Annotated in this window: 18 protein-coding genes and 2 pseudogenes; 14 read left to right on the forward strand and 6 right to left on the reverse strand. The window is 59.6% G+C overall.

What is annotated here, in order from left to right:
- The first annotated feature begins 6 nt into the window (after window positions 1-6).
- Genes xylG through ACMYUN_RS03125 form a run of 3 tightly spaced genes read left to right on the forward strand, consistent with a single transcriptional unit; the run spans window position 7 to window position 2,910 of the window.
- Window positions 7-1,563: a D-xylose ABC transporter ATP-binding protein gene (xylG, locus tag ACMYUN_RS03115; protein ID WP_039758957.1), complete on the forward strand. Its 1,557-nt coding sequence runs from the start codon at window positions 7-9 to the stop codon at window positions 1,561-1,563.
- Window positions 1,564-2,700 (forward strand): sugar ABC transporter permease, encoded by a 1,137-nt coding sequence (locus ACMYUN_RS03120; RefSeq protein ID WP_039758960.1) that lies wholly within the window; start codon window positions 1,564-1,566, stop codon window positions 2,698-2,700. It abuts the gene before it with no gap.
- Entirely contained in the window at window positions 2,701-2,910 is a 210-nt protein-coding gene (locus ACMYUN_RS03125) for a hypothetical protein (protein ID WP_415762818.1), read from the forward strand.
- A 99-nt stretch (window positions 2,911-3,009) separates the two neighbouring features.
- Here the strand turns inward: ACMYUN_RS03125 and ACMYUN_RS03130 are convergent, their stop codons facing one another.
- Window positions 3,010-3,228: a hypothetical protein gene (locus tag ACMYUN_RS03130; protein WP_415762819.1), complete on the reverse strand. Its 219-nt coding sequence runs from the start codon at window positions 3,226-3,228 to the stop codon at window positions 3,010-3,012.
- Window positions 3,229-3,670: 442 nt separating this feature from the next.
- Here ACMYUN_RS03130 and ACMYUN_RS03135 point away from each other — a divergent pair, with 442 nt between their 5' ends.
- Both ACMYUN_RS03135 and ACMYUN_RS03140 read left to right on the forward strand, forming a co-directional pair.
- Complete coding sequence (locus ACMYUN_RS03135; protein WP_039758965.1) at window positions 3,671-3,928, forward strand: DUF6555 family protein; 258 nt, start codon at window positions 3,671-3,673, stop codon at window positions 3,926-3,928.
- 96 nt (window positions 3,929-4,024) lie between these two features.
- Window positions 4,025-4,696, forward strand: a complete 672-nt coding sequence (locus tag ACMYUN_RS03140; RefSeq protein WP_415762820.1) for an SOS response-associated peptidase family protein — start codon at window positions 4,025-4,027, stop codon at window positions 4,694-4,696.
- A gap of 65 nt (window positions 4,697-4,761) precedes the next feature.
- On the opposite strand, the gene ACMYUN_RS03145 is transcribed toward ACMYUN_RS03140, so the two are convergent.
- Both ACMYUN_RS03145 and ACMYUN_RS03150 read right to left on the reverse strand, forming a co-directional pair.
- Complete coding sequence (locus ACMYUN_RS03145; RefSeq protein WP_415762821.1) at window positions 4,762-5,844, reverse strand: alkene reductase; 1,083 nt, start codon at window positions 5,842-5,844, stop codon at window positions 4,762-4,764.
- Window positions 5,845-5,872: 28 nt separating this feature from the next.
- The gene (locus tag ACMYUN_RS03150; protein WP_415762822.1) at window positions 5,873-6,613 is read right to left on the reverse strand and encodes an SDR family oxidoreductase; all 741 of its coding nucleotides are present in this window, start codon (window positions 6,611-6,613) and stop codon (window positions 5,873-5,875) included.
- Window positions 6,614-6,639: 26 nt separating this feature from the next.
- Between ACMYUN_RS03150 and ACMYUN_RS03155 the strand changes: the two genes are divergently transcribed.
- The 7 genes from ACMYUN_RS03155 to ACMYUN_RS03185 all read left to right on the forward strand — a co-directional run bounded on the left by ACMYUN_RS03155 (window position 6,640) and on the right by ACMYUN_RS03185 (window position 14,390).
- Entirely contained in the window at window positions 6,640-7,665 is a 1,026-nt protein-coding gene (locus ACMYUN_RS03155; protein ID WP_415762823.1) for a LysR family transcriptional regulator, read from the forward strand.
- Between the two features lie 199 nt (window positions 7,666-7,864).
- Window positions 7,865-8,860 (forward strand): C4-dicarboxylate TRAP substrate-binding protein DctP, encoded by a 996-nt coding sequence (gene dctP / locus ACMYUN_RS03160; protein ID WP_415762824.1) that lies wholly within the window; start codon window positions 7,865-7,867, stop codon window positions 8,858-8,860.
- Between the two features lie 62 nt (window positions 8,861-8,922).
- Window positions 8,923-9,555 carry a TRAP transporter small permease gene (locus tag ACMYUN_RS03165; RefSeq protein WP_415762825.1) on the forward strand — a complete coding sequence of 211 codons (633 nt, stop codon included), beginning with the start codon at window positions 8,923-8,925 and terminating at the stop codon, window positions 9,553-9,555.
- The gene (gene dctM, locus ACMYUN_RS03170) at window positions 9,552-10,835 is read left to right on the forward strand and encodes a C4-dicarboxylate TRAP transporter large permease protein DctM (protein ID WP_415762826.1); all 1,284 of its coding nucleotides are present in this window, start codon (window positions 9,552-9,554) and stop codon (window positions 10,833-10,835) included. Before ACMYUN_RS03165 ends, dctM begins: the two co-directional genes overlap by 4 nt.
- Window positions 10,836-10,918: 83 nt before the next feature.
- Window positions 10,919-11,869 carry a TAXI family TRAP transporter solute-binding subunit gene (locus ACMYUN_RS03175; RefSeq protein WP_415762827.1) on the forward strand — a complete coding sequence of 317 codons (951 nt, stop codon included), beginning with the start codon at window positions 10,919-10,921 and terminating at the stop codon, window positions 11,867-11,869.
- 71 nt (window positions 11,870-11,940) lie between these two features.
- Window positions 11,941-13,968, forward strand: coding sequence for a TRAP transporter permease (locus ACMYUN_RS03180; protein ID WP_415762829.1), 2,028 nt, complete (start codon window positions 11,941-11,943; stop codon window positions 13,966-13,968).
- Window positions 13,965-14,390, forward strand: a complete 426-nt coding sequence (locus ACMYUN_RS03185) for a DUF1850 domain-containing protein (RefSeq protein WP_415762831.1) — start codon at window positions 13,965-13,967, stop codon at window positions 14,388-14,390. The genes ACMYUN_RS03180 and ACMYUN_RS03185 overlap by 4 nt, the downstream gene beginning before the upstream one ends.
- Before the next feature lie 63 nt (window positions 14,391-14,453).
- Here the strand turns inward: ACMYUN_RS03185 and ACMYUN_RS03190 are convergent.
- Window positions 14,454-14,686 (reverse strand): annotated as a pseudogene (locus ACMYUN_RS03190) (2,4-dienoyl-CoA reductase); the annotation flags it as partial.
- A 125-nt stretch (window positions 14,687-14,811) separates the two neighbouring features.
- Between ACMYUN_RS03190 and ACMYUN_RS03195 the strand changes: the two are divergent.
- Together ACMYUN_RS03195 and ACMYUN_RS03200 are read left to right on the forward strand one after the other, a co-directional pair.
- Complete coding sequence (locus ACMYUN_RS03195) at window positions 14,812-15,255, forward strand: hypothetical protein (RefSeq protein WP_415762832.1); 444 nt, start codon at window positions 14,812-14,814, stop codon at window positions 15,253-15,255.
- Window positions 15,256-15,481: 226 nt separating this feature from the next.
- Window positions 15,482-15,787 (forward strand): hypothetical protein, encoded by a 306-nt coding sequence (locus ACMYUN_RS03200; RefSeq protein WP_415762834.1) that lies wholly within the window; start codon window positions 15,482-15,484, stop codon window positions 15,785-15,787.
- Window positions 15,788-15,958: 171 nt separating this feature from the next.
- On the opposite strand, the pseudogene ACMYUN_RS03205 reads toward ACMYUN_RS03200, so the two are convergent.
- Both ACMYUN_RS03205 and ACMYUN_RS03210 read right to left on the reverse strand, forming a co-directional pair.
- A pseudogene (locus ACMYUN_RS03205) lies at window positions 15,959-16,063 on the reverse strand (MerR family DNA-binding transcriptional regulator); the annotation flags it as partial.
- A 64-nt stretch (window positions 16,064-16,127) separates the two neighbouring features.
- Entirely contained in the window at window positions 16,128-16,916 is a 789-nt protein-coding gene (locus ACMYUN_RS03210) for an NADPH-dependent F420 reductase (RefSeq protein WP_415763951.1), read from the reverse strand.
- Window positions 16,917-16,926: the final 10 nt, after the last annotated feature.

Here is a 16,926-nt window from a genome sequence, read left to right on the forward strand (position 1 = left end):
TTTTCCATGTCCGACTATCTGCTGCAAATGAACGGCATCGTCAAAACCTTCGGCGGTGTCAAAGCGCTCAACGGTATCGACATCAAGGTCCGGCCCGGTGAATGCGTGGGCCTGTGCGGCGAGAATGGCGCCGGTAAGTCGACGCTGATGAAGATCCTCTCGGCGGTCTATCCGCATGGCACCTGGGACGGCGAAATCCTCTGGGACGGGCAACCGCTCCGGGCGCAATCGATCAGCGAAACCGAAGCCGCCGGCATCGTCATCATCCATCAGGAGCTGACGTTGGTTCCCGATCTGTCGGTGGCGGAAAACATCTTCATGGGCCATGAGTTGACGCTGCCGGGCGGGCGCATGAACTATCCGGCGATGATCCACCGCGCCGAAGCGTTGATGCGTGAATTGAAAGTGCCGGACATGAACGTGTCGCTGCCGGTTTCGCAGTACGGCGGCGGTTATCAGCAACTGGTGGAAATCGCCAAGGCCCTGAACAAACAGGCGCGTCTGCTGATTCTCGACGAACCCTCCTCGGCCCTGAGCCGCTCGGAAATCGAAGTGCTGCTCGACATCATCCGCGATCTCAAAGCCAAGGGTGTCGCCTGCGTCTACATCTCGCACAAGCTCGATGAAGTCGCCGCCGTGTGCGACACCATTTCGGTGATCCGCGACGGCAAACACATCGCCACCACCGCCATGGCGGACATGGACATTCCGCAGATCATCACGCAGATGGTCGGCCGCGAAATGAGCAACCTCTACCCCAGCGAGCCGCATGAGATTGGCGAGGTGATTTTCGAGGCGCGCCACATCACTTGCTACGACGTCGACAACCCCAAGCGCAAACGGGTCGACGACATTTCCTTCAGCCTCAAGCGCGGCGAGATTCTTGGCATTGCCGGGCTGGTCGGCGCCGGCCGCACCGAACTGGTCACCGCACTGTTCGGCGCTTACCCCGGCCGCCACGAAGGCGAAGTCTGGCTGGACGGCCAGCCAATCGACACGCGCACGCCGCTGAAAGCGATCCGCGCCGGCCTGTGCCTGGTGCCCGAAGATCGCAAGCGCCAAGGCATCATTCCGGATCTCGGCGTCGGCCAGAACATCACCCTCGCCGTGCTCGAGAGTTATTCGAAAATGACCCGCATCGATGCCGAAGCCGAACTGGGCTGCATCGACCGGGAAATCTCCCGTCTGCATCTGAAGACCGCAAGTCCGTCCTTGCCGATCACCAGCCTGTCGGGCGGTAATCAGCAGAAAGCCGTGCTGGCGAAAATGCTGCTGGCCAAACCGCGCGTACTGATTCTCGACGAGCCGACCCGAGGCGTGGACGTCGGCGCCAAGTATGAGATCTACAAGTTGATGGGCGCGCTGGCCGCCGAAGGCGTGTCGATCATCATGGTTTCATCGGAACTGGCCGAAGTGCTCGGCGTCTCCGACCGCGTGCTGGTGATCGGCGAAGGCCAGTTGCGTGGAGACTTCGTCAACCATGAACTGACCCAGGAACAGGTACTCGCCGCCGCCCTCAGCCAGCCGGGCAGCCATAACAATAATGATCGGAAAACCGCGTAAATGAATCAGGTCAAACAACTGTTCACCCGCTACAAGATGCTCGCGCTGGTATTCGCCGTGGTGCTGATCTGGCTGTTCTTCAGCTGGCAGACCGAGGGCGGCTTCCTCACCCCGCGCAACCTTTCCAACCTGCTGCGGCAGATGTCGATCACTGGAATCCTCGCCTGCGGCATGGTGCTGGTGATCATCAGCGGCGAGATCGATTTGTCGGTGGGCTCATTGCTCGGCCTGCTCGGAGGCCTCGCGGCGATTCTCGACGTGGTCTATCACATTCCGCTGCTGGCGAATCTCAGTCTGGTTGCCCTGTGCGGCCTGATGATCGGCCTCGCCAATGGCTACATGGCCGCCTACTTGCGCATCCCCTCATTTATCGTCGGCCTCGGTGGGATGTTGGCGTTTCGCGGGATTCTGCTGGGGATCACCGGCGGCACCACCATCGCCCCGGTATCGCCGGAGCTGGTCTACGTCGGCCAGGGTTATCTGCCCCACGCGATCGGCACTGGCCTGGGTGTGCTGCTGTTCGTGCTGACGATTTTTCTGACCTGGAAACAACGACGCAATCGCGCCCTGCACGGTCTGGCGGCGCATTCGCTGGTGCGTGATGTTGTGCGCGTGCTGGTGATCGGCGCGGTACTGGCCGGTTTCGTCCAGACCCTCAACAGTTACGACGGCATTCCCGTGCCGGTGCTGCTGTTGCTGATTCTGCTCGGTGTGTTCAGCTACGTCACCAGCCAGACCGTGTTCGGCCGCCGGGTCTATTCGGTCGGCAGCAACATGGAAGCGACGCGCCTGTCAGGCATCAATGTGCAAGCGGTCAAGCTGTGGATCTTCGGCATCATGGGCGTGATGTGCGCCCTCGCCGGCGTGGTCAACACCGCACGCCTCGCCGCCGGTTCGCCCTCGGCCGGCAGCATGGGCGAACTCGACGCCATCGCCGCCTGCTTCATCGGCGGCACCTCCATGCGCGGTGGCTCCGGCACCGTCTACGGCGCCCTCCTCGGCGCGCTGGTGATCACCAGCCTGGATAACGGCATGTCCATGCTCGACGTGGATAGTTACTGGCAGATGATCGTCAAGGGCAGCATTCTAGTGTTGGCGGTCTGGGTGGATGTGAGTACACGCACGGCGCGGCGTTAAATGAATGAACTGGCAAGTCAGATTGCACCAAGGAGCCGTGATGACATGGATTTCATTATTGATTTGCTTGCCCATCGCATAGGCGTCTTTGTACTGCGGTTATTGAGCGGCGGGCAGTTCAAGGGTGAGCGTGGCTTTGCCTGGGGTGGGCAGTGGTGGTTGGCGGTGCAGTTTTATTGGCGCCGTTCCTGGCGTTTTTCGCGTGGCTGATTAATCGAGGAGCTTGAACGCTGGTCAATAAAAACGGCAAACCAAAACTGGGGCATCGGCAGTCCGGCGCCCCGCTTTACTTGAAAGCCGACGACGACATCAGCGCTTCGCCGGTGGCTTGAACTGACGATCAATCACCAGCATCTTCGCGGCGCACAGGGCCAAACGCTCGTCGATCACCCGCTCCTGTTCGGTTTGGAGACAGGTCTCACAAAGCCCCGCATGGCCGGCGCTTGCCTTGTAACGCTCTGCTTGCGGCGAGGTTTTGTACAGCTTGTTGCAACTTGTACAAGTTTGACGCAGGTCGTCGTTTTCCATGGCCCTTCTTCCTGTCAAGGCACAATCGGGTCATCAACCATTACATGAGTCGAATCAAATCTGTACAAAAAAATCAATTTGTCGCTTCGTTTGCAAAGCTTCCTAATTAATAGAACCCGCAGACTTACTTGTACTTGCGTTCCAGCTTAGTTGTATCGGCTGCTAATTTGCAGAGTTGTGCGGAATAAACGCAGCGATATTCGTCGTGAAGATAAATAACATCTAAATGCCACCACCGGCCATGTGACTTCATTATATTCCGTCGTTCCGCTTAGTCTCTTTTCTCAAACTAGCTCAGTGGAAAACACGAGCTCCTTATACCGTAAGCGCGGTCTGTATAACTTATTTTCAACCGGTACGAACGCATGTCGAGATGTTGGAAAAATCTATGAATTTCCTGGCACGAGCAACATCCCTCTTTCATGAGCAACAGGAGAGCCTCATGAGCCAGACAGATTTGTACATGATCAAATACCGCCTTCACGGTGTGCCCAAATCCTTCATTATCCGCGCCAAATTGATGAACAACGCGGAAGCCTGGCAGTGGGCAAGTTGCGACGCCGGGTTGACGCCGATCCCCAAGCCCGGCCGGCCTCCGCTGAAGCGTTTCTCAAAGCCTATGGCCGAACGGTTCGGCGTTACCGACGTGCAATGGCACGAATCGAAGGCGGTGTGTTGGGACGAGGATCTGGCGATATGAAAAACCCGCGCCGCCCATCTGCCCCAGAGCAGCACAACGCGAGAAACGCCGGACTTGCGTGCCGTGCGCAAAGCTCTGCCGACCAGGAGATTTGCAATGTGTGAGTACATCGTTCAACACACCGCCCCGCAACAACTGGCGACTCTTCTGGTGACCGGCCAGATGGCAAACGTTGACGCACAAGCCGATACGGCCGGTGACGGCGCTTCCGGCAAATGCACACCTGACGGGCGCCACCTCATCAAACCGGGTATGCAGGTCAATGGCATCTGTCGCCGCGACGGTGCTCTGGACTGCTTGCCCGTGCGCTGGGGCTGGTCACCCACCTGGTCGATGGGCGCCCTGCCTCCGCTGACCCATTTGCCGTTGCATCTGGTCATGCGTTCGAAGGTATTTGACCGGGTCAAACACGACGGGCGCATGCTCGTCGCGGTGGAAGGCTGGTATGAGGCCCTCGACGCCGGAATGTTCATTCATTCGCGCAACCTTGCCTACACCACAGCCCGTGAGCCTTGTCCGATCTTTCTCGCCGCACTCGCTCAGGTCAGCGGAACCCGTAGCGGTTGTGATGGCCTGGCGCTGATCACCCATGAGGACACAAAAATGAAACGTCAGCGTCTGTTGGCGTTCACCGCAAAGGATGCGCTGGAATGGCTGCACCCTGAACTGGATTGGGCGCAGGCGCATGTATTGGCCGCGCACAAAGCCGTGCTCGAACCTCAGCTTGAACAGGTGCTGTCCTCGCAACGGACATCGCGCTTGCGCTGAATCGGGTAAAACATCTGCCCACTGAGCACTCCGCAGCGGGCAGTCGAAACGTGGCAATCATGCGTTCAAACGTCACTCACCGCCGGGTAATCCAAATACCCTTCCCAGCCCTGGCTGAACCACGTACTCATTTCGCTCTGGGCCAATGGCAACTGGCGGGCAAATCTAAGCGGCAGATCCGGATTGGCTATAAACGGCCGTCCAAACGCAATCGCATCGGCGAGCCCTGCGTCCAGTTGTGCTTGCGCCCTCGCAAATGCGTAGTCCGAATTGAGGATAAGCACGCCTTTGAATACATCGCGGATCACCCCGGCCAGCGGCGGTCGTTCAGACTTGCCAAAAGTGCCGTCCAGCGGTGGCTCGCGGACTTCCAGATGAGCAATGCCGATCGCTGACAGCACCTCGGCGGCGCGGATGAACAGCGCTTCGGGATCGCTGTCACGGATGCCCTGCTCGTAGCTGCTTGGGGTCAAGCGCACGCCGGTGCGGTCGGCGCCGATGACTTCGGCGACCGCCTCGGTCACTTCCTTGAGCAAGCGGATGCGGTTGTCGATCGAACCGCCATAGGCATCGCTGCGGAAATTGTCACTGTCGCGCAGAAACTGGTCGATCAGATAACCGTTGGCGGCGTGGATCTGCACGCCATCGAAACCCGCCTCGATTGCATTGCGGGTCGCCTGTCGAAAGTCTTCCAGCAATGCGGGGATTTCTTCCAGCGGTAACGCGCGCGCCGGGGTATACGGCTGCTTGCCGGCGTAGGTGTGCGCCTGCCCCGGCGCGGTGGTGACCGATGCGGAAACCGGCTGGCCGCCGCCAAGGAAACTCGGGTGCACGACCCGGCCCATGTGCCACAGCTGCGCGATGATCCGGCCACCAGCGCCATGCACTGCATCGGTGACCTTGCGCCAGCCGGCGACCTGTTCGGCCGACCAGATGCCCGTCGCGTACGGCCAGCCCAGACCTTGCTGGCTGATGCCGATCGCTTCGGAAATGATCAGGCCGGCGCTGGCGCGCTGGCGGTAATACTCGACCATCATCTCGGTCGGGACGTGTTCGCGAGTGCCGCGCGCGCGGGTCATCGGCGCCATCAGGATGCGGTTGGGCAAATCGAGCGCGCCGAGGCGCAGCGAATCGAATAACGAGGTCATGTTCAGGCTCTCAAAAAGGTGGACTGGATCAAACCAGGCGTGCGCCGCCATCGATGTTGAGTACGGCGCCGTTCATGAAGGTATTGCTCATCAGGAACACCGCTGCCGCGCCCGCCTCTGCTGCTGTGCCGAGGCGATGCAGGGGCAGCACCTGCTCCAGGGAAGCAACGAATGCATCGCGCCCCTCGCCCAGTGCCTTACCGAGAATCGGGGTGTTGATCGGGCCGGGCGACAGTGTGTTGACCCGCACGGGTGCCAATTCCAGAGCCAGACCGCGAGCCAGTGCTTCCATCGCTGCCGAGGCCGCCGCGAGCACAGCGGTGCCGTAGGCATTCGGGCGATCAGCCAAAGAGCCGGAGATAAAAGTGATCGAGCCGTCTTTTGCCAGCCTGTCGCCGAGGGCCCGAATCGCATTGATCGATGCCCAGATGCGTTCATCGAACGCGCGGTGCAGGTAAGCGAGATCAGCCGCGAGCACGGTGCCCGCGACAAAAGTGCCGGCGAGCAGAACGAGGTGGTCGACCTGAGGGATACCGGCCAATGCGGTTTCCATAGCCTGGTTGTCAGTCACGTCCGCTGCACGCCAGCCATCGAGCCCATGCTCGCTGGCGGCCTGCTCGGCACGTGCGGCGTTCGAGCCAATCACGATGACTTTGGCGCCAGCGGCCTTCGCTTGCACCGCAGCGGCCAGGCCGATGCCGGAGGTGCCGCCGAAAATGACCACGGTTTTTTTGGTGAGAGTGGAAGGCAGGGTTTGGCTGATGTTCATGCTGAGTCTCCGTCTGGAACACCTGAATGGCGTTCGATGGAACAAGACTACGGCTTGAAAGCCACGTTGATAATTGGGCCAGAAGTCGCTTTACTAGTGCCATGAAGGCACAAATTGGATTGGATCGTTTAACCGGGCTCATTGCCTTTGCACGCGCGGCGTCGCTGGGCAGCTATACGGCTGCCGCGCGAGCACTGTCGGTGTCGCCGTCGGCCATCAGCAAAAGCGTGCAGCGGCTCGAAGAGCATTTCGGCCTGATGCTGTTCACCCGCACCACACGCTCGCTGGTGCTCACCCCGGAGGGCCGCGACCTGTATGAACGGGCGCTGCGGATTCTGCGTGAAGTCGAAGACATCGATCAGGCCGCCGTCGCCTCCCGTGCTGAGCCATCGGGCGTATTGAAGGTCACCGCACCGTTGCCGATTGGACTGAATATTCTCGCGCCGGCCCTGCCGAGGTTTCGCGAGCAATATCCAAAGGTGACGATCGATCTGCGGCTCGGTGATCAGTATGCCGACCTCATCGAACAAGGCATCGACGTCGCGGTTCGGGTTGGCAATCTTGCGGATTCGCGACTGATTTCTCGCCAGCTTGGACCACATCGCATCGGTGCGTTTGCCTCGCCGGACTATCTGCAGCGCAAGGGCACTCCACTTACCGTCGAGGATCTCGCCGAGCATGAATGCGTGAATTTTCGTTATCAAAGCACCGGGCAGAGTTTGCGTTGGCCGTATCTGGCTGGTGACAAACAGTTGGAGCTGGCACCCGACGCGGCCTTCACCGTCGATGCCAGCGATGCGGTCGCGGCGCTAGTGGCTGCCGGCGGCGGCATCGGCATTTCGCCGCACTACGTAGCGGCGGCGTATGTTCGTCGGGGCGAATTGGTCCCGGTGCTGCCGCAGTTCACCGTGGAACGCTTCGCCATTACCGCGTTGTGGCCGGAAAGCCGTCGCGGTAGCCCGAATGTCAAAGCGTTCACGGCGTTTCTGCTTGAGTTGTTCCCTGCAACGCCGCCTTGGGATCAGATCATCGAGAATGCGGTGAAACACTGAAGGGATCTCGCTCGGCTGGATGCACCGTGCCGGAGCTCAATGCGCGGATCAGCGTTCGACCTTTCGTTGGTGTTTTACCCTTTCTCGTCAATTCCCCGGCAAATCAGATATTTCTGCCTAGACTTGAACTTGTCTCGGCACTTGAACGCGTTCAGCGCGTCGAGCGGTCATCACAATAAAAACAAGAGGAATCACCCAGATGCTCAGATCTCTGTTCAGCGCACTTGCCTGCGCTTTGGCGGTAAGCAGCATGAACCCGGCCATGGCGGCAGACCCGGTGATCATAAAGTTCTCGCATGTGGTCGCTGACCAGACGCCCAAGGGGCAAGGTGCGTTGCTGTTCAAGAAACTGGTCGAGGAACGCTTGCCGGGCAAGGTGAAGGTCGAGGTGTATCCCAACTCCTCGCTCTTTGGTGACGGCAAGGAAATGGAAGCCCTGTTGCTCGGCGATGTGCAGATGATTGCGCCGTCGCTGGCCAAGTTCGAGCAATACACCAAGACCGTGCAGCTGTTCGACCTGCCCTTTCTCTTCAATGACATCAACGCTGTCGACCGCTTTCAACTGAGCCCGCAAGGTCAGGGCCTGCTCAAATCCATGGAAAGCAAAAACATCACGGGACTGGCTTATTGGCACAACGGCATGAAGCAACTGTCGGCCAACAAGCCACTGCGTGTACCGGCTGATGCGCGCGGCCTGAAGTTCCGGGTGCAGGCCTCGGCCGTACTGGAGGAACAGTTCAAGGCGGTGCGCGCCAATCCGCGCAAGATGAGTTTTGCCGAGGTATATCAAGGCCTGCAGACCGGTGTGGTCAACGGGGCAGAGAATCCTTACTCGAACATCTACAGCCAGAAGATGCATGAAGTGCAGAAGTACATCACCGAATCCAACCACGGTGTACTGGACTATATGCTGATCACCAACACCAAATTCTGGAACGGCCTGCCGCCCGACGTGCGCAGCGAACTGGACAAGATCGTCGTGGAAGTCACCACCCACGTGAACAAGGAAGCCCAGCAACTGAACGAGGGTGACAAGCAGCGCATCCTTGCCGCCAAAACCACGGAAATCATCACGCTTAAGCCAGAAGAACGTGCGCAGTGGCGCGATGCGATGAAACCGGTCTGGAAGAAGTTCGAAGGCGAAATCGGCCCTGAGCTGATCTCTGCTGCCGAAGCCGCAAACCAGGCGCAATAATCGCAAGGCAGGCGCCGCTGCGTCGGCGCCTGCCCGTCTTCACTCGACGTGAGATGCCATCCATGAAAGCGCTTCGGCGAATCTGGGAACACTTCGAGGAAGGCTTCATCGTCTTCCTTCTGGCGGCCATGACCCTCGTCACGTTTGTCTACGTGATCCTCAACAATTTCTACAGTCTGTTTTACTGGCTCGCCGATCATTGGCCGGCGGCCAGTGTTCCGCTGTTCGCTGTTGGCGATCAGATCATGGGCATGGCGCAGGCCATGACGTGGAGCACTGCCCTGACCAAAGCGCTGTTCGGCTGGCTGATTTTTTTCGGCCTGGCCTATGGCGTGCGCACCGCCGGGCATATCGGTGTCGACGCACTGGTCAAGCTGGCACGCAGATCGGTACAGCGCTACATCGGCATCCTCGCCTGCCTGTGCTGTCTGGCCTACGCGGGGCTGCTCGCCGTCGCCAGCTTCGAATGGATTGAAACCTTGATGAACGCCGGTATCGGCGCCGAGGATCTCGGCCATTTCGGCGTCATGCAGTGGCATGTCGGGTTGATCGTGCCGCTGGGCTTCGCGCTAGTGTTCATCCGCTTCGCTGAAATTCTCCTGCGCATCCTGCTCAACCGTCAGACCGGCCTCGGCCTGGCCGATGAAGCGGCCGACGCGCTGAAACTTGCCGAACACGAGGATGACAAGCCATGACCATCGCCTTCCTGTTCGTGGCCCTGTTCGCCTTGATGTTCATCGGCGTGCCGATCGCCATCTCACTGGGCCTGGCCGGCTCCCTGACGATCATTTTCTTCAGTCCCGACTCGGTGCGCTCGCTGGCGATCAAACTGTTCGAGACCTCGGAACACTATACGCTGCTGGCCATTCCGTTTTTCCTGCTGGCCGGGGCCTTCATGACCACCGGTGGCGTCGCCCGCCGGCTGATCGACTTCGCCAACGCCTGTGTCGGGCATATTCGCGGCGGCCTGGCCATCGCGGCGGTGCTGGCCTGCATGCTGTTCGCCGCCCTCTCCGGTTCAAGTCCCGCCACGGTCGCTGCGGTGGGCTCGATTGCGATTGCCGGAATGGTCCGCTCGGGCTACCCGCAGGCCTTCGGTGCAGGGATCATCTGCAACGCCGGTACGCTGGGCATCCTGATCCCGCCGTCGATCGTGATGGTGGTTTACGCCGCCGCTACAGAAACTTCCGTCGGCAAGCTGTTCATGGCCGGCGTGGTGCCTGGCCTGCTGCTGGGCACGGCATTGATGGTGGCGATCTACATCGTCGCGGTGAAGAAAAATCTCCCCGCCTTGCCGCGTGCGACGCTTCGCGAGTTTCTGAGTACGGCACGCAAGGCAATATGGGGCCTGTTGCTGATGGTGATCATCCTCGGCGGCATCTATTCGGGCATGTTCACCCCGACCGAAGCTGCCGCAGTGGCAGCCGTCTATTCGGCCTTCATCGCTCTGTTCGTCTACAAGGATCTGACCTTTCGCGAGACACCCAAGGTTTTGCTCGACTCGGCCAAGCTGAGCATCATGCTGATGTTCATCATTGCCAATGCCATGCTGTTCGCCCACGTGCTGACCACCGAACAGTTACCTCAACAAATCACTGCCTGGGTGATCGAAGCCGGGCTGACGCCGGTGACGTTCCTGCTGATGGTCAACATTGTGCTGTTGGTTGCCGGCGCGTTCATGGAACCGTCAGCGATCATCCTGATCCTGGCGCCCATCCTCTTTCCTATCGCGATGAAACTGGGCATCGATCCGATTCACCTCGGCATCATCATGGTGGTCAACCTTGAGATCGGCCTGATCACGCCACCGGTGGGCCTGAACCTGTTCGTGACCTCGGCGGTGACCGGCATGTCCTTGCCCGCCACAGTCAAAGCCGCGATGCCCTGGTTGTCGATTCTGCTGCTGTTCCTGATCCTGATTACTTACGTGCCATGGATCTCACTGGTGCTGCCGAACTGGCTGGGGATGAACTGACGTCGTGACGATCACGTTCAGCCGGGACCGGCTAAAGTGCAATCACTCTGCTTACAACCATAACAAGACGGAGAAGTGCCCCCATGCGAGTCAAAACACGCTTTGCCCTGCTGGCCGCCGCCACGCTGACCCTTAGCAGTGCTGCGCAGGCCGCGCCCGTGTTCATCAATATCCTCACCGGCGGAACCAGCGGGGTTTACTACCCGATCGGCGTCGGCCTGTCGCAAATCTACAGCGACGGCATTGCCGGTTCGAAGACATCGGTGCAGGCCACCAAAGCGTCGGTGGAAAACCTCAATTTGCTACAGGCCGGTCGCGGCGAGTTGGCCCTGGCTTTGGGCGACTCAGTGGCCGACGCCAAAAACGGTGTCGAAGACGCCGGTTTCAAAGCACCGCTGACCAAATTGCGCGCCTTGGGCGGTGCCTATCCCAATTACATCCAAATCGTCGCCAGCCAGGAGTCGGGGATCAAAACCCTCGCCGATCTCAAGGGCAAGACCATCTCGGTCGGCGCCCCCAAATCCGGCACTGAATTGAATGCGCGGGCAATATTCAAAGCGGCCGGCCTGACCTACGAGGACATGGACAAGGTGCAATATCTGCCGTTTGCCGAATCGGTGGAATTGATCAAAAACCGGCAACTGGATGCCACCCTGCAATCGTCGGGACTGGGCATGGCCGCCATTCGCGACCTGTCGTCGGTGATGCCGCTGAACTACGTGGCTATCCCGAGTGAAGTAGTGGCAAAAATCGGCAATCCGGCCTATCAGAGTGCGATGATCCCGGCCAACACTTACGACGGACAGGCCGAAGCCGTGCCTACCGTGGCAATCACCAATATTCTGGTGACCCGCGCCGACCTGCCGGATGACGTCGTCTATGACATGACCCGCCTGCTGTTCGACAACCTGGGGCGCTTGGGTAACTCCCATTCGGCGGCCAAGGACATCAAGCTGGAAGCAGCCGCGAAAAACCTGCCGATCGCGCTGCACCCCGGCGCCGAGCGCTACTACAAGGAAAAAGGCGCTTTATAAGCGCTTGTGCGCAGTGGCGTGACGGCCACTGCAGCGTCGATTCCCTTGCGTGGTCATGAGGAAGGCAGCCAATGAGTGACGAGCATCACGGTATCTCCGCGAACCCACGGGACTGGCCGAAAACCCTGTTTTACGTAGCGTTGCTGTTCTCGATTTTCCAGATCGTCACCGCAGCCTTTTCACCCCTCTCCAGCCAGGTGCTGCGTGCGGTGCACGTCGGCTTCCTGCTGTGGGTGGTGTTTCTCAGTTATCCCGCACACGGCACAGACCGTCCGTGGCAACCGCTGGCGTGGCTGCTGAGCCTGGCCGCCATCGCTACCGCGCTGTATCAATGGGTGTTCGAAGCCGACCTGATCCAGCGCTCCGGTGATCTGACGTCGGCCGATCTGGTTATCGGCATCGTGTTGATTGCACTGGTCTTCGAAGCCGCGCGACGGGTGATGGGCATTGCGCTGCCGGTGATTTGCGGGCTGTTCCTGGCGTACGGCCTGTTCGGGCAATACCTGCCCGGCGAACTGGCCCATCGCGGCTACGGCTTCGACCAGATCATCAATCAATTGTCCTTCGGCACCGAAGGGCTGTACGGCACGCCGACGTATGTGTCGGCGACCTACATTTTCCTGTTCATCCTGTTTGGCGCATTCCTCGAGCAGGCCGGCATGATCAAGTTGTTCACCGACTTCGCCATGGGCTTGTTCGGGCACAAGCTGGGAGGACCGGCAAAAGTGGCCGTGGCCTCGTCGGCGCTGATGGGGACGATCACCGGCTCCGGGATCGCCAACGTCGTGACTACCGGCCAATTCACCATCCCGCTGATGAAGCGCTTTGGCTATCGCGCCGCATTCGCCGGCGGCGTGGAAGCCACCTCCAGCATGGGCAGCCAGATCATGCCTCCGGTGATGGGCGCGGTCGCCTTCATCATGGCTGAGACGATCAATGTGCCCTTTGTCGAAATCGCCAAGGCGGCGCTGATTCCGGCCCTGCTGTATTTCGGTTCGGTGTTCTGGATGGTCCATCTGGAAGCCAAGCGCTCCAACCTCAAGGGCCTGCCCAAAGACCAGTGCCCCAGCGCATGGGGCGCGGTGAAAGCCCGCTGGTATTTGCTGATTCCTCTGCTGGTTCTGGTGTACCTGCTGTTTTCCGGGCGCACACCGCTGTTCTCGGGCATGGTCGGTCTGGCATTGACCGCCATCGTGATTCTCGGCTCGGCGATCATTTTCCGGGTGCACAGCTTTGGCCTGCGTTGTGCGTTCTGGATTGCCCTGGGCGTGCTCTGCACAGGTTTTTTCCAGCTTGGCATCGCGGTGATTTTCGCGGTCATTGCCGCCCTGGTGCTGGTCTGCGCTGTCATCAAGGGCGGTCGCGACACGCTGCTGATCTGCCTGCACGCGCTGGTCGAGGGCGCCCGCCACGCGGTACCGGTCGGCATCGCCTGCGCACTGGTCGGCGTCATTATCGGCATCGTTTCGCTCACCGGCGTCGCTTCGACGTTTGCCGGCTACATCCTCGCCATCGGCCGCGACAACCTGCTGCTGTCGCTGATCCTGACGATGATCACCTGCCTGGTGCTGGGGATGGGCATTCCGACCATTCCCAACTACATCATCACCAGCTCGATCGCCGCGCCCGCCCTGCTGGAGCTGGGCGTGCCACTGATCGTGTCGCACATGTTCGTGTTCTACTTCGGCATCCTCGCCGACCTGACCCCGCCGGTCGCCCTCGCCTGTTTTGCCGCCGCGCCGATTGCCAAGGAAAGCGGCTTCAAGATCAGCCTGTGGGCGGTGCGCATCGCGCTGGCCGGTTTCGTCATCCCGTTCATGGCGGTCTACAACCCGGCGCTAATGTTGCAAGGCGACAACTTGTGGGCGACTGCCTACATGCTGATCAAGACTCTTCTGGCGGTGGGTCTCTGGGGCATGGCATCTACCGGTTTTCTGCAACAGAAAATGCTGCTTTGGGAACGGGTGCTGAGTCTTGCTGCGGGCGCTCTGCTGATCGTGGCACTGCCGGTGACCGATGAAATCGGCTTCGCACTCGGGATTCTGGTAATCGTGCAACACGTCTGGCGCTCGCGGCGCGCCGCAGCGGCCAATGCATGATCGGTTTGTGCCTGGGTCTGGCCGGCAGTATCTGGGCGCAGTTGCCGGTAGCGAATTTTACCCTGGCATGGAACCACAGCATCGAAAAGATCCGTTGGGAGGAAGACTACCGCGTCACCGCCCAAGGTCTGGTTCTTGAGCAGGCCAGGGTTCGCGGCAACGGCGCTGGCATGGAGATACCCGACGATGCCCGGCTGGAAAACGGCAGTTGGCACTTCCGACGCGATTTGCCGCCGCTGCAACCACTGCAATTGGGCCGAACCCCGCAGGCCGGCGATTACCAGTTATGCATGGATGGCAACTGCGAGTTCATCAGCCGATGGGTTGGGCCGGCTAGTATCAGCCAGCCGTTTTTGCAGTTGTGGGGTTGCGAAATGACCAAGCTATCGCCAACGGATGAACCTCTACCTGGTACGCGGTAAAGGCCTGAGGTCTTACATCCAGCGCTTCGCAATCCACTGCTTGTATTGTCGGGTCCGAAAGTGCCTGGCGTCCTCAACGCTGAACCCGCCTCGTTGGAAGTCTGCGAATTGAGTTTGACAGCCACGGCAAAATCCCTGGAAACCACAGCCCTGAACGCGTTAACAATCTCGGCCAACAGGCGCGCACGATTGTCCAGCGAGCCGCCCCACTCGTCCGTTCTTAGATTGGTCACTGGCGAAAGAAACTGGCTCAACAGATAACCATGAGCTGCATGAATCTGCACACCACTGAACCCTGGGGATTTGCGGTGTGGCAGCACAAGCTGGTTTTTGAGGTTGCCAAGGATCTGGGGGAATTATCTATCTACTGTGGGAGCGGGCTTGCTCGCGAAAGCGGTGTGTCAGGCGATGAAGGTGTCGAATGTGCCGACGCCTTCGCGAGCAAGCTCGCTCCCACAGTTTTTTGCATGGCTGGGGATTTGTGGTGTGGCAACACAAGCTGATTTTTGAGGTTGCCAAGGATCTGGGGGAATCATCTATCTACTGTGGGAGCGGGCTTGCTCGCGAAAGCGGTGTGTCAGGCGATGATGCTGTTGAATGTGCCGACGCCTTCGCGAGCAAGCCCGCTCCCACAGGTTTTTGGCATGGCTGGGGATTTGTGGTGTGGCAATACAAGCTGATTTTTGAGATTGCCAAGGATCTGGGTGAATCATCTATCTACTGTGGGAGCGGGCTTGCTCGCGAAAGCGGTGTGTCAGGCGATGATGGTGTTGAATGTGCCGACGTCTTCGCGAGCAAGCTCGCTCCCACAGTTTTTTCGGCATGGCTGGGGATTTGTGGTGTGGCAATACAAGCTGGTTTTTGAGGTTGCCAAGGATCTGGGGGAATCATCTATCTACTGTGGGAGCGGGCTTGCTCGCGAAAGCGGTGTGTCAGGCGATGATGGTGTTGAATGTGCCGACGCCTTCGCGAGCAAGCTCGCTCCCACAGTTTTTTCGGCATGGCTGGGGATTTGTGGTGTGGCAGCACAAGCTGGTTTTTGAGGTTGCTGAGGATCTGGCGGGAATCATCTATCTACTGTGGGAGCGGGCTTGCTCGCGAAAGCGTTCTGCCAGTCGCCATCCATGTTGCATGTGCCGACGCCTTCGCGAGCAAGCCCGCTCCCACAGGTTTGGCATGGCTGGGGATTTGTGGTGTGGCAATACAAGCTGGTTTTTGAGGTTGCCAAGGATCTGGGGGAATCATCTATCTACTGTGGGAGCGGGCTTGCTCGCGAAAGCGGTGTGTCAGGCGATGATGGTGTCGAATGTGCCGACGCCTTCGCGAGCAAGCTCACTCCCACAGGTTTTTCGGCATGGCTGGGGATTTGTGGTGTGGCAATACAAGCTGGTTTTTGAGGTTGCCAAGGATCTGGGCGAATCATCTACTGTGGGAGCGGGCTTGCTCGCGAAAGCGTTCTGCCAGTCGCCATCCATGTTGCATGTGCCGACGCCTTCGCGAGCAAGCTCACTCCCACAGGTTTTCGGCATGGCTGGGGATTTGTGGCGTGTCAGCACCGGCTGGTTTTAGCCATTGGCGGTACGCGCGACGGAGTAGATCAGGCCGCTGGCCTCGTAGAAGCGGATGCGTGACGGCGTCAGTCCGCTGATTTTCGCCAGTTCGCCAATTCTCATCGTCCCACTCCAATGCACATTTCAATTGAGGTTGACTTTAAACCTGAAGGCGTCGGCTCGCTAATCAGGCAGTCATTTCCCGATTGATCGCAACCATCTGCTCGCGGGTGAACTCTGTGCCGGGCGCCATGAATCGGGCCATCAAAGCATCGCGGTTCAGCGGCGCGCGGGCTTTGTCCGCAGCTTCGAGCGCCTGTTTGAGTTCCGGCAGGGTCAGCTCGGTGCAGTAAGCGGGGGTCCCGGGTTGTTGACGCCATGAATCCTGAAGACCGCCGGCAGCGAGCGCGGTGAATCCGGTTTCTTCGACCAGATCCTGCGCGATCGCCTCAGCACGCACATCATCGCCGGCGACTGGCAAGGCGATGCGAGTTGCGGATTCGGCAGGTTGACCTTGATCGGCCAGCGTAGCAGCGAGTACGGCGTTCCACGCTTTGATCAGCGGGCGGCCGATCTGCTCGCTGACCCAGACGCTTTCAGGTTTGCCCTCGTCCACTTCCCTGATTGCCCCGTCACGCTGCGGGTAATAATTGGAGGTATCGATGACCACGACTTGCTCGGGAACCTGGCTCAGCATTTGTTTCAAATCAGGGTATCGGGCGAAGGGAATCGACAGGATAATCACGTCGACGTCGGCCACGGCCTGCTCTTTGGTCACCGCCTTGGCACCGACCTCGTCAGCGAGCGTCTGAATGCTTTGCGGGTCTTTCGAATTGGCCAGTTTGATCTGATGACCGCAGGCCGCCAGCTTGCGTGCCAGCGTCGCGCCGATGTGGCCGGCGCCGATGATTCCGATGTTCATTTCAATACCCTCTCTGGTACGTGTGTTATCGCCCGGTTGAGCGCGCGTTTGGATTGAGTCGTCG

This window comes from Pseudomonas sp. CP4 (assembly GCF_047758505.1).
Classification (GTDB): Bacteria; Pseudomonadota; Gammaproteobacteria; order Pseudomonadales; family Pseudomonadaceae; genus Aquipseudomonas; species Aquipseudomonas fluorescens_AO.

Bases quoted from the DNA above. Each gene is read 5' to 3' on its own strand.
- ACMYUN_RS03130 (WP_415762819.1), bottom strand. From the start codon at position 3,228: ATGGAAAACGACGACCTGCGTCAAACTTGTACAAGTTGCAACAAGCTG.
- dctP (WP_415762824.1), top strand. From the start codon at position 7,865: ATGCTCAGATCTCTGTTCAGCGCACTTGCCTGCGCTTTGGCGGTAAGC.
- ACMYUN_RS03150 (WP_415762822.1), bottom strand. From the start codon at position 6,613: ATGAACATCAGCCAAACCCTGCCTTCCACTCTCACCAAAAAAACCGTG.
- ACMYUN_RS03120 (WP_039758960.1), top strand. From the start codon at position 1,564: ATGAATCAGGTCAAACAACTGTTCACCCGCTACAAGATGCTCGCGCTG.
- ACMYUN_RS03140 (WP_415762820.1), top strand. From the start codon at position 4,025: ATGTGTGAGTACATCGTTCAACACACCGCCCCGCAACAACTGGCGACT.
- ACMYUN_RS03165 (WP_415762825.1), top strand. From the start codon at position 8,923: ATGAAAGCGCTTCGGCGAATCTGGGAACACTTCGAGGAAGGCTTCATC.
- ACMYUN_RS03175 (WP_415762827.1), top strand. From the start codon at position 10,919: ATGCGAGTCAAAACACGCTTTGCCCTGCTGGCCGCCGCCACGCTGACC.
- ACMYUN_RS03180 (WP_415762829.1), top strand. From the start codon at position 11,941: ATGAGTGACGAGCATCACGGTATCTCCGCGAACCCACGGGACTGGCCG.
- xylG (WP_039758957.1), top strand. From the start codon at position 7: ATGTCCGACTATCTGCTGCAAATGAACGGCATCGTCAAAACCTTCGGC.
- ACMYUN_RS03125 (WP_415762818.1), top strand. From the start codon at position 2,701: ATGAATGAACTGGCAAGTCAGATTGCACCAAGGAGCCGTGATGACATG.
- ACMYUN_RS03145 (WP_415762821.1), bottom strand. From the start codon at position 5,844: ATGACCTCGTTATTCGATTCGCTGCGCCTCGGCGCGCTCGATTTGCCC.
- ACMYUN_RS03185 (WP_415762831.1), top strand. From the start codon at position 13,965: ATGATCGGTTTGTGCCTGGGTCTGGCCGGCAGTATCTGGGCGCAGTTG.
- dctM (WP_415762826.1), top strand. From the start codon at position 9,552: ATGACCATCGCCTTCCTGTTCGTGGCCCTGTTCGCCTTGATGTTCATC.
- ACMYUN_RS03195 (WP_415762832.1), top strand. From the start codon at position 14,812: ATGTGCCGACGCCTTCGCGAGCAAGCTCGCTCCCACAGTTTTTTGCAT.
- ACMYUN_RS03155 (WP_415762823.1), top strand. From the start codon at position 6,640: ATGGCGTTCGATGGAACAAGACTACGGCTTGAAAGCCACGTTGATAAT.
- ACMYUN_RS03135 (WP_039758965.1), top strand. From the start codon at position 3,671: ATGAGCCAGACAGATTTGTACATGATCAAATACCGCCTTCACGGTGTG.